Consider the following 13337-nt stretch of genomic DNA (forward strand, 5'->3'; position numbering starts at 1 on the left):
ACGGACGCGGGGCTCACCCGGCGTGCCGTTCCGCGCGGCGCACCGCCCCGGGCGCCGCCGCCGCTCTGGCGCATCCGCCTTCATCGTCCGATTTTGAACAGGTGAGCAGTTTTCCTCCCCTCTCGCCCGATCCCGATCGTCCGATGCCCGTCGGACTGGATGCAGCCCCGTCCATCGACCTGTCCACCCAGCCCGCCGCGCACGTGCGCGCGCGGGCGGATTCGCTCGTGGACGAAGCGTGGATCATCCGCTTTACCGACCGTGAGCGCGCGGAGGCGCTGGCCCGCGAGGCGCTGGAGCTGGCCGAGGCGCACGAGTACCTGGCCGGGATGGGGCTGGCGCTGCGCACGCTGGGGACGCAGCGCTACTACTTCCATTCGGACTACGAGGGCGCGCTGCACATGCTGCAGCGCGCCCTGGGGCTGCTGGACCAGGCCGGCGAGGTGCGCGGCCGCGCCGACGTGCTCAACGGCGTGGGGCACGTGTACCTGCGCCGCGGCCAGCACGTGGAGGCGGCGCGGCTGCACCTGGACGCGCTCGAGATCCAGCGCGCCACCGAAGACCAGGTGGGCGAAAGCAACTCGCTGAGCCACCTGGGCCACGCGGCGTACCTGGTGGGCGACTACGCATCGTCGCTGGACTACCACCAGGCCAGCCTGGCCCTGCGCGAGCAGACGGGCGACCATGCGGGCGTGGGATACTCGCTCATCAACGTGGGCATCATCCACGGGCAGCTGGGCGAGCCGGAGCGCGTGCGCGACCACATGACGCGCGCGCTGCAGATCCTGGAGGCCGACGATCCGCAGGCGGCGGCGGTGTGCCTGGCCAACATCGGCAATTCGTACGCGGACCAGGGGCTGCACGACCCGGCGCTGGAGCACCTGCAGCGCGCCGCCGAGCGCCTGCGCGCCGTGGCCCACGCCGACGAGTCCAGCTGCCTGAGCGACCTGGGGCACATCCACCAGGCGCGCGGCGACGACGAGGCCGCCCGCGAGCACTACCTGCGCGCGCTGGAGCTGGCCCGCAGCCGCGACGCCCGCATCTACCAGCCCGAGATCCTGATCCGGCTGGGCGGGCTGGAGGCGCGCGTGGGCGAGGCCGACGCCGGGCTGGCCCACCTGCACGAGGCGCTGGCCATCGCCGAGGCGCAGGGGGCGCGGCAGCAGGTGTACGCCGCGCACGAGGCGCTGGCGCACGCGTACGAGCTGCGCGGGGACGCGGCCAAGGCGCTGGAGCACTACCGCGCCTACCACCACGCGTGGCGCGAGGTGTTCAGCACCGAGACCAACCTGCGCATCCAGAGCGCGCTGCTGCGGGGCGAGGTGCGGCAGTCGCGGCGCGAGGCCGAGATCCTGCGCCAGAAGAACGACGCCCTTTCCGCCGCGGACGACGAAAAGGCGCGGCTGCTGGACCAGCTGCGCACGCAGGCCACCGAGCTGGAGCGCCAGACGCGCGAGGACGCGCTGACGGGCTTGAGCAACCGCCGCAACCTGGACCGGCTGCTGGAGGCCGAGTGGGAGCGCGCCCTGCGCTTTGGCCGCGCGCTTACGCTGGCCATGCTGGACCTGGACCGCTTCAAGGGCGTCAACGACCAGTTCTCGCACGCCGTGGGCGACGAGGTGCTGCGCACGGTCGCGCGCATCCTGCGCGACCACACGCGCGGGGTGGACGTGGTGGCCCGCTACGGCGGCGAGGAGTTCTGCGTGGTGCTGGTGGAGACGAAGAAAGAAGAGGGCCTGCGCCTGTGCGACCGCCTGCGCGCGCTGGTGCAGGACTACGACTGGTCCGCAGTTCGCCCCGGCCTGGAGGTCACGCTGAGCGCCGGCCTGGCCAGCATCGACGAGGCAGACACCCCCGAAGACCTGCTGGGCATCGCCGACGCGCGCCTCTACTCCGCCAAGCACGCCGGCCGCAACCGCGTGCACGGGTGAGCGGTAGCCCCCGGCCACCCGAGTCCGCCCGGCCCGGGCGAATGAATTCGCGGCTGGGACAACGCGATGTCGGCCTTCGCCGACGGGTGTGTGCCGTACGCACGCGGCAGTGTGCAGGTGAAGCCCCGCGCGGTTTGCGGGGTTTTCCGCCGTTGTTGCGGCGAGGCGCAGGGCAGCGATGGAGAGGGCGACGAAGTCGAGCGGGTGCACCTGCTGCTGCTGGCAGGTCGCGCTGATCGAGAGGATCCGCTCGGCATAGCGGAGTCGCTGTGGACCTTCCTGGATGAGGCCATCGAGATAACCAACAACGCGGCGGAGCGCGCGTTGCGAAAAGCCGTGCTGTGGCGGAAGAGCTGCTTCGGCAACCAGAGCGAAGCCGGGCTGCGGCGAGTTCACTCGCTCCCGCGCGGGGATGCGCCGAACCCGATTCCGCCGCCGCCTCCAGCCCGGGCGAATGAATTCGCGGCTGGGACAACGCGATGTCGGCCTTCGCCGACGGGTGTGTGCCGTACTCACGCGGCATTGTGCAGGTGAAGCCCCGCGCGGTTTGCGGGGCTTTCCGCCGTTGTTGCGGCGAGTTCACTCGCTCCCGCACGGGGATGCGCCGAACTCGATTCCGCGTTCGGCTCCAGCCCCGGGCGAATGAATTCGCGGCTGGGACAACGCGATGTCGGCCTTCGCCGACGGGTGTGTGCCGTACGCACGCGGCAATGTGCAGGTGAAGCCCCGCGCGGTTGCGGGGCTTTCCGCCGTCGTTGCGGCGAGGTTACTCGCTCCCGCAGGTAGATTGGCGGTTCGCGTGCGATTCCACGCCCGCCGGAGAGGTGTTATCCTTTTCGCCGAGCGGGCGCGCCGGCGTCCATGAATTACCCGTCCATCCTTCTCTTGCGATCCGAACGGATGCCCAAGGACAAGGCCATTTTCCAGGACGAGCAGGGCCGCGGCTGGCTCGTCGAGATCCAGTACGGGCACCCGTCGCCCACGGAGCTGGGGATCTACGCCGCGCGCTTCTCGTGCCCGGAAGATCCGGACGAGCCCGTGCGCGTGGGCTTTCTGCTGATGGACGAGGTGGCGCTCGGCGACGAGGAAGGCCTGCGCGAGGCGCTGGCCGAGGCCGACGTCGCCGAAGCCATCGGCTGAGCACTCGCTGCCTTCCACGGTGCGGGATCGGCGCCCGACGGCAACGCGGCCCCCGGCGAACGAGCGCCGGGGGCCGCGTGCCATCACGGGGGCTGGTCAGGGGCAGGGGCAGCGCTGCGGCGAGTCGCTGACGAAGCTCATGCAGAAGCCGCAGCTGTCCTGGCCAGGATCGGCGGTGTAGTTCTGCGTGGTGCAGCCCACGCAGCTCAGTTCGTTGACGGTGGGGCAGGTGTTGCTTCCCGGAGGGCAGGCCGTCGTGTCGCAGCCCCCCGAGCAGGCGAACGGGTCGGCGGTTTCGATCACGCAGTACGCGGGGAGGCAGGTTTGCGGGCCGCAGGTGTTCACCGCCTGGCAGGTGTTGCCCTTGTAGGTGTTGTGCGCCTCCACGGTGCCCCGCGGTCCGGCCGCGTCGGAGGTGGTGAACGACTCGACCGACAGGTCCTCGATCTGCAGCTTCAGCTTCTTCATCGGATCGCTCCGTTTGAGGTGAGGATTCGTTGATGCGTCGACGCGGCTACGGACAGGTGGCGGGATCGAACGAGCAGCCGTCCCACGAGCAGGGATCGCACGACGGCTGCGGCCCGGTGTGCGGGCACAGGCAGGTGAGGCAGGCGGTCACGGCGCAGCTCTCCGCGCCCCTGCACGTCTCCTCTTTGGTGCAGATCTCCTCGACGCTGCAGCCGGAGGTGTCGGCGTTGGCGCGGACGGTGCCGGTTTCCGGCACGGGGCCCGGAGATGCGTCGAACGATTCCACCTGCAGCGCGTCCAGTTCCAGCTTCAGCTTAGCCATGGGGGCCTCTCGGGCGGGGGGATGGGATGCTCGGAAGACAATGGGACTCCTTAATGTGCACTAAATCGTCGTAAAAAGAAAGAACGGGAGGCTGGTCATCCCTGTAAGTTCCCCACCTGCCGCGCAGACCCTGCTCACGGAACCTGGGCCAGCAGTAGCGGCACCCGACCCGCCGTCGCCGGCTGTTTCCTGTTTCCTGTTCCCTGTTCCCTGTTCCCTGTTCCCTATTCCCTATTCCCTGTCAGAGCGACGGGAATGCCGCCCTCTGATCCGCCTTATGCATACCGCGTCCGCCGGGGAGGTGTTATCCTTTGCGGTGCCGCGAACGGCGTCCACCGCGCCGGCCGACGTTCGCCGCAACCTGTCGCCGGGAGCCCGCCGCTCCCGGCGCCCCGCATTTATCGTGGTCCTGATGGATTCCACCCGTCCCCGCAGCGCCGTCGAGCACTTTCTGTCCACCGCGGCCGCGGAGATCATCCGCGGCCAGATCGCGCGCGCGCGCGGCAACGAGGTGTGCTTCGTGGCGCGGGTGTCGGAGGGCGGGGAAGTGGTGGAGCCGCGCGTCCTGGGGCGGGGGCACGCGGGCGCGGTGCTGGCGCTGGTCAAGGACCCGCCCCAGCCGGGGCTGCTCATCCACAACCACCCCTCGGGGCTGCTGGAACCGTCCGAGGCGGACTTCCACGTGGCGGCGCAGCTGTGGGAGCTGGGCGTGGGCTTCGCCATCACCGACAACGACGCCAGCGAGCTGTACGTCGTCGTGGAGCCGCCGGAGCCCAGTGAGACGGAGCCGCTGGACCTGGACGCCATCGACGCCGACTTGGGCCCCGCCGGCCCGCTCGCCATCCGCCATCCCCGGTACGAGGACCGCCCCCAGCAGCGCGAGTTTTCGCGGATGATCGCCGGGCTGTACAACACCGGCGGCGTGGGCGTGGCCGAGGCGGGGACGGGGACGGGAAAGTCCGTGGCCTATCTCCTCCCCGCCATCCGCTGGGCGCTGCAGAACAAGGAGCGCACGGTCGTCAGCACCAACACCATCAACCTGCAGGAGCAGCTGGTCGACAAGGACCTGCCGCTGCTGCGCCGCGCCCTGGGCCAGCCCTTTCGCTTTGCCCTGGTCAAGGGGCGCAGCAACTACGTCTCCATCCGCCGCGCGCTGCTGGCCAAGTCGACCGCGGCATCGCTGTTCGAGCCAGAGAAGCAGGCGGAGCTCAACGACATCGTGGAGTGGATGAAGGCCACCAACGACGGCTCGCTGAGCGACCTGCCGTTTCGCCCCAGCGGCGAGGTGTGGGACGAGGTGCAGAGCGAGACGGACGTATGCCTGCGCGCCAAGTGCCCCCACTTCGAGGACTGCCACTACCAGCGCGCCCGGCGCGACGCGGCGCAGGCGGACGTGCTGGTCGTCAACCACCACCTCCTCTTCTCGGACCTGGCCGTCCGGCGCCTGCAGGGGAACTACACGGCGCCGGCCGTGCTGCCGCACTACAAGCGGCTGGTGCTCGACGAGGCGCACAACCTGGAAGAAGCGGCCACCAGCCACCTGGGCTCCACCGTCTCGCGGCGCGGCATCTTTCGCACGCTGCGCCGGCTGGAGACGCGCGGCAAGGGACTCCTTCCCTCGCTGGCCATCGCCATTTCGCAGGTCAAGAAGGACCTGGTGGGCCAGTCGGCCATCGACCTGCTGGACCAGCGGCTGCTGCCGTCGCTGGAGGGCGCGCGCGAGCGGGCGGCGGCGGTGTTCTCGTTCCTGTCCGACGTGTTCGCCGGGTCGGAGCCGGTGGTGCGGCTGGAAGACAACTTCGACGCGCACCCGGTGTGGGTGCTGGGGCTGGACGACGCGCTGAGCGCGCTGCTGGATCACCTGAAGGGGCTGCTGGACGGCATGCAGCTGCTGCGCGAGCGCATCCAGGCCGACGAGCAGCTGAAGGCGGGGCTGGAGCCGCAGATGGTGGAGATGCGCGGCGCGGCCAACCGCATCGGCGCGGTGGTCGACGGGTTGCGGGGGGCGCTGCGGCCGGGCGAGGTAGAGACCAAGATGGTGCGCTGGATGGAGCGCCAACCGCCGCGCGACGGGCGCGAGGGCAACCTTACGCTGAACGCGGCGCCGCTGGACCTGTCCGGCGTGCTGCGCGACTCGGTGTTCGAAAAGGTGCCCACCGTCATCCTGACCTCGGCCACGCTGGCCACGCAGGGCAACTTTCGCTTCATGCGGCAGCGGCTGGGGATCGGGACGCAGTTCGCGGCCGACTTCAACGTGGAGGAGGGCGTCTTTCCCTCCCCGTTCGATTATCCAAAGCAGACGCTGCTGGCGGTTCCCACCGACCTGCCCACCCCCGCCGGCGACTACGACCCGCGCCACGACGAGGCCACAGTGCGCGCCACGCTGGAGCTGGCGAAGATCTCGGACGGGGGGATCTTCGTGCTCTTTACCAGCTACCGCGCGCTGCGCCACGTGGCGGCGGCGCTGCGAGAGCGGAAGGCCGACCACCAGTGGCCGCTGTTCGTGCACGGCGAGGCGCCGCGGGGGCAGCTGGTGGAGCAGTTCGCCGAGTCGGGGCGCGCCATCCTGCTGGGGACGACGAGCTTCTGGGAGGGCGTGGACGTGCCGGGGAAGCCGCTGCGGGGGCTGGTCATCCCCAAGCTGCCGTTCAAGGTGCCCAGCGAGCCGGTGACGGCGGCGCGCATCGAAGACATCGAGGCGTCCGGCGGCAACTCGTTCATCCAGTACATGCTCCCCCACGCCGCCATCCGCATGAAGCAGGGCTTCGGCCGCCTCATCCGCAGCCGCGAGGACTACGGCGTGGTGCTGGTGCTGGACGGGCGCATCGTCAAGAAGAGCTACGGCCGGTACTTCCTGGACTCCCTGCCGCCCACGCCGGTGGTCAAGGGCCCCTGGCGCGTGGTGAAGGACGCGATCCTGGCGCACTACGGCGAGCGGATGCCGGCGAAGCGGGCGGGGTAGGGCGGGGATAGGGGACAGGTTACAGGGGACAGGTTACAGCCAGCCGGGCCTTCTCTCGCTTCGGAACTGTCACCTGCAACCGGCGGCACGGGCGAATGAATTCGCTGCAACAACCACACGAAGGCCGCCTTCGCGGACTGGAGGATGTGGGGTTCGAGCGAGTGTCTGCCACGTAGCCGAGGATCGGAGTAGCATGCAGTTCAACCTCCCCCAGGGGTTTTGGGGGAGGTGGGCGAGTAATGCGAGCCCGGAGGGGGCGTGCTTCTCGCGCGGTACCCTGCCGAAGCGGGATCGAATTCTCCCCTTTCTCCCGCTCCGCGGGGGAGAGGGGCCGGGGGAGAGGGGGCCCGTCGGGCGCCAGTTCGATTCCAGTCGCCGAGCCTCGAATCCGGGACCACTCCAAGGCCGGCAAGGGCATCACATCGTGCACGCCAGGTGTAACCCCCGATAGCACTGGTTGACGAGCCGCGTCAGGATATAGATTCCAGCCGCCGAAACCGCCGTCATCTTTCCCGAACTACCGAACGACCGTCGTGAACCGCCCGTCCAAGATCGTCTGCGTGGGGCGCAACTACCTGGAGCACGCCCGCGAGCTGGGGAACGAGGTTCCCGAGCGTCCCCTCCTCTTCTTCAAGCCGCCGTCCTCCATTATCGCGAACGGCGAGGCCGTCGTGCTGCCGCCGGAGTCGGAGCGGGTGGAGCACGAGGGCGAGATCGCCGTGGTCATCGGGCGGCGGGCGCGCAGGGTGCGCGCTGCCGACGCGTGGGACTACGTCGAAGGGATCGCGCCGCTGAACGACGTAACCGCGCGCGACCTGCAGAAGACGGACGGGCAGTGGACGCGCGCCAAGGGCTTCGACACCTTCTGCCCCTTGGGGACGATGGTGCCGCTGGCGGAGATCGCCGACCGCGACGCGCTGGAGGTGATCTGCCGCGTGAACGGCGAGGTGCGGCAGCACGGGCGCGTGGGTGACATGGCCTTCAACATCCCCACCCTGATCGAGTACATTTCGGGGGTGATGACGCTGGAGCCGGGCGACGTGATCGCCACGGGCACGCCGGCGGGCGTCGCGCCCCTGCAGCCGGGGGACGTGGTCGAGGTGGAAATCCCCGGCGTCGGCACTCTTACGAACCCTGTGCAGGCCGCATGAAGCTCTCGAGAAACCGCTGGATGGCCCTCGTGATCGCGCTGATCGTGGCGGCGGACTGGCTCACCAAGGCCGCGGTGCAGCGCCGCTTTCCCTCGGAGGGCGACCGCTGGACGCTCATCGACGGGTGGCTCACCTTCACGCACAGCATCAACCACGGGATGTCGTGGGGGATGCTGAGCGGGTCGGCCGGCGCCTGGCGCTTTCCCCTGCTGATCGTCCTGACGCTGGTGGGGATCGGCGCCACGATCAGCATCGTCCGGCAGTCGCGCGACAGGTGGATCCACGTGGCGGGCGCGCTGGTGCTGGGCGGCGCGGTGGGCAATTTTGGCGACCGGCTGCTGAACGGGGGCGTGACGGACTTCATCTACGTCCACTTTTTTCCCTACATCTTCAACGTAGCCGACATCTTCATCTCCATCGGCGGCGTGCTGCTGGTCGCGCGGATGCTGCTGGAGTCGCGCGGCCGCGACAAATCCACGCCCACTCACGCCTGAACGGACGGTCAAGCCGATGCCCCAGCTGGCCCGCAGGTTCACCACGCTTCCGCCGTACCCGCTGTCTGACGTTCCCGCCATCAAGCGCGACCTCAAGGCGCGCGGCGTGGACGTGATCGACCTGGGCACGGGCGACGCCGACCTGCCGCCGCCCCCGGCCGTGGTCGAGGCGCTGCGCGCGGCGGCGCTGGACCCCGGCAACTCGCGGTACGCGTTCCAGATGGGGCTGGTGGAGTTTCGCGAAGAGATCTCGCGCTGGATGGAGACGCGCTTCGGGGTAAAGGTAGACCCCATGAAGCACGTGGCGCCGCTCATCGGCAGCAAGGAGGGGATCTTTCACCTGCCGTTCGCCTACCTGGAGCCGGGCGACGCCACCATCATCCCCGACCCGGGCTACCAGGCGTACCTGGGCGGCACCGTGCTGGCCGGCGGGCATCCGCACATCGTCCCCCTGCGGCCGGAGAACGACTTCCTGATCCCGCTGGACGAGATTCCCGCGGACGTGGTGGCGCGGGCCAAGATCCTGTACCTGAACTATCCCAACAACCCCACGGCGGCCATCGCGCCGCGCGAGTACCTGGCGGAGTGCGTGGAGTGGTGCCGGCGGCACGACGTGATCCTGGCGTACGACAACGCGTATTCCGAGATCGCGTTCGACGGCTACAGCCCGCCCTCCATCCTGGAGATCGAGGGCGCGTGGGACGTGGCCATCGAGTTCCACTCGCTGTCCAAGACGTACAACATGACGGGGTGGCGCATCGGCTGGGCGGCGGGGAACCCGGAGCTGGTCGCCGCGCTGACGCGGGTAAAGACGTTCGCCGACACGGGGCTGCCGTTCACCATTCAGCACGCGGGGGTGGCGGCGCTGCGGTCGCACGCGGCGTGGGTGCCGGGGAACGTGGCCACCTTCCAGGACCGCCGCGACGCCGCGGTCGAGGCGCTGCGCGACGCGGGCTTCGACGTGCCCAGCCCGTGCGGCGCCATGTACCTGTGGGTGCCGCTGCCGGAGGGCGTCAGCAGCGAGGCGTGGGCGCGCCGGCTGCTGCTGGAGCAGGGGGTGGCGCTGCTCCCCGGCAAGTCGCTGGGCGACGGTGGCGAGGGCTTTGTCCGCATCGCGCTCACCTGCTCGGAGGACCGGCTGCGCCAGGCGGCGGCGCGCATGGCGACGCTGCTGGAGACGAGCGCGGTGTAGGACCCTCACCCCCCAACCCCCTCTCCCGCAAACTGCGCGGGAGAGGGGGCGTTTGTTTGGTGCGCGATTGGAGGTCTGGATGAGCAAGTTCAGATTTCGCGGAGCGAGCATCGAATTGATCGAGCAGGCCCGGCGGTTCCGGAAGGCGCAGACCACCGCGGAGGAACTCCTCTGGGAAGTGCTGCGCGACAGGCAGCTCGCGGGCATCAAGTTCCGGCGCCAACACCCGGTGTCGCGCTTCATCTTCGATTTCTACTGCCCGGCCGCCCGCCTCGTGATCGAGTTGGATGGCCCTGTGCACGACCCGCAGCGGGAGCGCGACGAGGCACGGACCGCCGCCCTGGAGTCGCGAAACTTTCGCGTGATCCGCTTCCGCAATGAAGAGGTGTTCGATGCGCTGCCATCGGTCCTGGATCGTATCGTAGCCGCCGTCGAGCAGGATCCCCGAAGCCACATCTCCCCCTCTCCCGCGCAGTTTGCGGGAGAGGGGGCCGGGGGGTGAGGGTCCGGAACAGCCTGTGGTGGGGGGAGTAGAAAGCTGGACATGACTCCACCCGCCGTCGCCGCTCCGCCGCCTTCCGCGGCCCCGCGGGCCGAAGCCCCCGCGCCGGCCCCGGAGCTTCGTGCGCGTGCACCGTTCAGCCGCACGCGTCCCGAAAGGCCGCGGGTGCTCACCGGGCGTACCGTCGGCGTCTCGCTGGCGCTCCACCTTCTGCTCTTCGCGGCCGTCCTGCTGGCGCCCAAGCCGGAGCGCCCGGCGCCGCGCGTGCCCGCCAGCCCGCCGTCGACGGAAGTGGTGGGATACGTGGAGGTGGCCGAGTGGGGCGGCCTGTCGACGGACCCGTCCGCCAGCCTTCCGGAGCCCCAGGCCGTGACGCCTACAGAGATCAGCGCGGCGGCGGTGGATTCTGCCCTGCGCGCGCTGCCGAACGCGGGGCCGTTTCCGCAGCGGGTGCCCACGGGCATTCCCGGCGCGCCGGCGGGCCAGGCGGCGGGGCAGCCGGGCGCGGCGGCACCCGGCGCGGGCGGCGGCGCGGCGGGCGGGCAGCCGGGCGCGGCGGGGCAGGGCAGGATGGGGATGGACCGGCTGGGCCCGGAGCTTCGCGATCCGCGGCTGGTGGTGCGTCCCACGGCGGTGCCCGACGCGCCCGTCGAGGACGTGGACCGCTACCAGCGCCACATCCGCGGCCGCATCCAGGCGCTCAACGACAGCATCAGCGGCGAGGCGGAGCGGCAGCGGCGCGCCAACGACTGGACGGTCACGGACCGCAACGGGCGGCGCTGGGGGCTCGACGATCGGGGCGTGGTGGTGAACGGCAAGCACGTCCCCACGCCGCGCCCCGGCTTTGGCCGCCCGCAACGCGACCGCGAGGAGGAAGCGCGCCGCGAGCGCGACCATCGGCGCGAGATCGACCGCCAGGCAGAGACCATCGAGCGCGACCGCCACCTGCGCGAGCGCGGCGAGGCCATCCGCGAGCGCGAAAACCAGCGCCGCGCGGCGGAGCAGGAAAAAGAGGGCGGCACGACTCCGTAAGGGAAGTGCCCAGGATCAAGTGCCTAGGATCAAGTACCTAGTACCTAGTGCGGGATGAAGTGCTCGCGCCGCACTCGGCACTCGGCACTCGGCACTCGGCACTCCCGTTCATATAGAGCCGTACGGAACGCGACTTGCACTTCCGTACGGCTCATTCGTTTGCCACGACACGCCTTACGGACCATGACCGAAGACAGCGAGAGCAGGCCCAGACGGCAGAACCGCCAGACCGCGGAGTCGGAGAGCCGCCCCCGGCAGAACCGGAAAGCCGAAGAGGCGCCGGAGCGGCCGAAGCGCCAGAACCGGCAGTTCGTCGTGGAGCTTGAGGAAAGCGGCGACCACAAGCTGGTGTACGCGCTGGGAGCCCTGGGCGGGCTGGCGATCGGGGCGCTGCTGCTGCGTGGCCTGGGCGGGGTGCGCGAGGAGGCCGGGGCCGCCTACGACACCGACGTGGACGAGGGGGTGGATACGTCCGCGCGCGAGCAGGCGGCGCGCGCGGTGGGGCAGTTCCGTCCGGCCCGCCTGCGCCGTCCGCCGCGCGACCAGGAAGCCCTGGTGGGGCTGGAAGACTCCGTGCTGGACGCGTTCCTGGGCGATGACACGCTGCGCGACTGCGGCATCGACGTGGGCGCCATCAGCCGGGGGATCGTGGAGCTGTCCGGATCGGTGTGGACGCGCGACCAGGCGCACCGGGCGGTCTCGGTGGCGCGGAGTGTGCCCGGCGTGGAGACGGTGGTGAACCGGATGGACATCGAAAGCGAGCGGGAGCGCCTGCACCCGCGAGTTGAAACCGACGACGACGAGGGGTTCGAGATGAGCGGAGCCGAATGGACCGGCAACCAGTCGGGGATGGGCCGCCGCAGGCAGGGCAGCGACACCGATCCGGATCGCCCGGACGATTCGCGCCAGCAGAGGGAAGAGGCGATCGAGCAGGCGGACCGCGCCCAGTTTGCCGACGAGGGGCACTACGGCTGGCCGCGCGTGGGTGAGCGCGACGAGGTGCAGGAGGCCAACCGCACCAACTTCAGCGAGGACGAGCTCGACAACCAGAGCCCGTTCGGCAAGCACGCCGTCCCGCAGGGAAACCCGACGGACGGGCCGCCGCAGGCGCTGAACTCGCAGTCGCGCGTGGGCGAGGGGATGAAGCCCGGCACCGAGCTGGCCCTGGAGGCCGCCGACGTGCCCGTGAAGCCCCACCAGCACCCCACCACCGAGCGCCCCGAGTAACGGCGCCGGGTGGATGGATGAAAACCGCCGGGGCGATGCGCAGATGCATCGCCCCGGCGGTTTTTGTGTGTCGGAGCAGGCTTTGTCCCGGGCGGGTGAACCCGCGGCTGGAAAAGCGGGAAGCCCCGCAAACCGCGCGGGGCTCCGGGGCCGCGGATCGCGTCGCGCGCGAATGTGCGGATGCACGCGCTCGGCCCTTCGTACGGGCGATGGTGTGTGCGTCAGGAACTCCGCTCCACACCCAGCCGATCCCGCACCGTGACTCCCTCAGCGGGTGTTGCTAAACCTCACCCCGCGATTGACTTCCTGAGGGAGGCGCCGCGCCTGACTCGCTGCTACGAAAAAGCTTGGCGCCGACCGCAGGATCTAGCCGGCAGTACGCATGGGCTGGATCTTAACGCTGGATCTGGCCCCGTCGTGTCCGAGAGTAGATCCTTCGGTCGCGCGCAGGCGATTGTGTAGCTTCTGGTTACCCGTGGTGCGCTCCCTCAGGAAGTCACGCTTCGTTGTGAGCTTGAGGGTTTAGCAACACCCTCTCAGGAAGTCATTGCGGCTATCGCTGCGGGAGCACCCCAGCGCGTCAGTAGCGGCCGATCCCGATCATCCGGCCATCAAGCCACCTCGGCGGTGTAGCCTTCCTCGGCCACGGCGGCGGTGAGCGTCTCGGGCGAGACGGAAGACGGATCGTACTCCACCTCGGCGGTGTTGCGCTGCAGGTCTACCGTGGCGGTGCGGACGCCCTGCTGCCGGCGCAGCGCGTTCTCTACCGCGGACTTGCAGTGCCCGCACGACATGCCGCTTACGTTCAGCTGGATCGTTTCCATCAGACTCGGCCTTCCTGCATTCGGGACGCGAAAAACAAGGGAACAGGTTACAGGGGACAGGTGACAGCGGGCAACTGCAAGAGCTCCGCCCA

Annotated in this window: 12 protein-coding genes and 1 pseudogene; 10 read left to right on the top strand and 3 right to left on the bottom strand. The window is 70.0% G+C overall.

Going from position 1 to position 13337, the window contains the following annotated elements:
* Positions 1-143 precede the first annotated feature (143 nt).
* From VGC13_RS18320 to VGC13_RS18330, 3 genes and pseudogenes are all read left to right on the top strand, one after another.
* Entirely contained in the window at positions 144-1931 is a 1788-nt protein-coding gene (locus tag VGC13_RS18320; RefSeq protein WP_331126733.1) for a diguanylate cyclase, read from the top strand.
* A 249-nt stretch (positions 1932-2180) separates the two neighbouring features.
* Positions 2181-2312, top strand: a pseudogene (locus VGC13_RS18325) (IS66 family transposase); the annotation flags it as partial.
* A 519-nt stretch (positions 2313-2831) separates the two neighbouring features.
* Positions 2832-3071: a hypothetical protein gene (locus VGC13_RS18330; protein WP_331126734.1), complete on the top strand. Its 240-nt coding sequence runs from the start codon at positions 2832-2834 to the stop codon at positions 3069-3071.
* Positions 3072-3167: 96 nt separating this feature from the next.
* Here VGC13_RS18330 and VGC13_RS18335 read toward each other — a convergent pair whose 3' ends face one another.
* Positions 3168-3539, bottom strand: coding sequence for a hypothetical protein (locus tag VGC13_RS18335; RefSeq protein WP_331126735.1), 372 nt, complete (start codon positions 3537-3539; stop codon positions 3168-3170).
* Between the two features lie 46 nt (positions 3540-3585).
* Positions 3586-3861 (bottom strand): hypothetical protein, encoded by a 276-nt coding sequence (locus VGC13_RS18340; RefSeq protein ID WP_331126736.1) that lies wholly within the window; start codon positions 3859-3861, stop codon positions 3586-3588.
* 412 nt (positions 3862-4273) lie between these two features.
* Between VGC13_RS18340 and VGC13_RS18345 the strand changes: the two genes are divergently transcribed.
* From VGC13_RS18345 to VGC13_RS18375, 7 genes are all read left to right on the top strand, one after another.
* A complete protein-coding gene (locus VGC13_RS18345) occupies positions 4274-6823 on the top strand; it encodes a helicase C-terminal domain-containing protein (protein WP_331126737.1) in 2550 nt (849 codons plus the stop codon).
* Positions 6824-7356: 533 nt separating this feature from the next.
* A complete protein-coding gene (locus tag VGC13_RS18350; RefSeq protein ID WP_331126738.1) occupies positions 7357-7974 on the top strand; it encodes a fumarylacetoacetate hydrolase family protein in 618 nt (205 codons plus the stop codon).
* Entirely contained in the window at positions 7971-8468 is a 498-nt protein-coding gene (gene lspA, locus VGC13_RS18355; RefSeq protein ID WP_331126739.1) for a signal peptidase II, read from the top strand. Before VGC13_RS18350 ends, lspA begins: the two co-directional genes overlap by 4 nt.
* Positions 8469-8484: 16 nt before the next feature.
* Positions 8485-9660 (top strand): aminotransferase class I/II-fold pyridoxal phosphate-dependent enzyme, encoded by a 1176-nt coding sequence (locus VGC13_RS18360; RefSeq protein WP_331126740.1) that lies wholly within the window; start codon positions 8485-8487, stop codon positions 9658-9660.
* Between the two features lie 79 nt (positions 9661-9739).
* Positions 9740-10162 carry an endonuclease domain-containing protein gene (locus VGC13_RS18365; protein ID WP_331126741.1) on the top strand — a complete coding sequence of 141 codons (423 nt, stop codon included), beginning with the start codon at positions 9740-9742 and terminating at the stop codon, positions 10160-10162.
* Between the two features lie 165 nt (positions 10163-10327).
* A complete protein-coding gene (locus VGC13_RS18370) occupies positions 10328-11194 on the top strand; it encodes a hypothetical protein (protein WP_331126742.1) in 867 nt (288 codons plus the stop codon).
* Between the two features lie 183 nt (positions 11195-11377).
* Positions 11378-12421 (top strand): BON domain-containing protein, encoded by a 1044-nt coding sequence (locus VGC13_RS18375; protein WP_331126743.1) that lies wholly within the window; start codon positions 11378-11380, stop codon positions 12419-12421.
* Between the two features lie 611 nt (positions 12422-13032).
* Here VGC13_RS18375 and VGC13_RS18380 read toward each other — a convergent pair.
* A complete protein-coding gene (locus tag VGC13_RS18380) occupies positions 13033-13245 on the bottom strand; it encodes a heavy-metal-associated domain-containing protein (RefSeq protein WP_331126744.1) in 213 nt (70 codons plus the stop codon).
* Between the last annotated feature and the right edge of the window lie 92 nt (positions 13246-13337).

It is taken from the genome of Longimicrobium sp., assembly GCF_036399255.1.
Lineage (GTDB): Bacteria > Gemmatimonadota > Gemmatimonadetes > Longimicrobiales > Longimicrobiaceae > Longimicrobium.

Excerpts from the sequence above, each read along its gene's own strand:
- VGC13_RS18365 (WP_331126741.1), top strand. The coding sequence starts at position 9,740 with ATGAGCAAGTTCAGATTTCGCGGAGCGAGCATCGAATTGATCGAGCAG.
- lspA (WP_331126739.1), top strand. The coding sequence starts at position 7,971 with ATGAAGCTCTCGAGAAACCGCTGGATGGCCCTCGTGATCGCGCTGATC.
- VGC13_RS18360 (WP_331126740.1), top strand. The coding sequence starts at position 8,485 with ATGCCCCAGCTGGCCCGCAGGTTCACCACGCTTCCGCCGTACCCGCTG.
- VGC13_RS18330 (WP_331126734.1), top strand. The coding sequence starts at position 2,832 with ATGCCCAAGGACAAGGCCATTTTCCAGGACGAGCAGGGCCGCGGCTGG.
- VGC13_RS18380 (WP_331126744.1), bottom strand. The coding sequence starts at position 13,245 with ATGGAAACGATCCAGCTGAACGTAAGCGGCATGTCGTGCGGGCACTGC.
- VGC13_RS18320 (WP_331126733.1), top strand. The coding sequence starts at position 144 with ATGCCCGTCGGACTGGATGCAGCCCCGTCCATCGACCTGTCCACCCAG.
- VGC13_RS18335 (WP_331126735.1), bottom strand. The coding sequence starts at position 3,539 with ATGAAGAAGCTGAAGCTGCAGATCGAGGACCTGTCGGTCGAGTCGTTC.
- VGC13_RS18345 (WP_331126737.1), top strand. The coding sequence starts at position 4,274 with ATGGATTCCACCCGTCCCCGCAGCGCCGTCGAGCACTTTCTGTCCACC.
- VGC13_RS18340 (WP_331126736.1), bottom strand. The coding sequence starts at position 3,861 with ATGGCTAAGCTGAAGCTGGAACTGGACGCGCTGCAGGTGGAATCGTTC.
- VGC13_RS18375 (WP_331126743.1), top strand. The coding sequence starts at position 11,378 with ATGACCGAAGACAGCGAGAGCAGGCCCAGACGGCAGAACCGCCAGACC.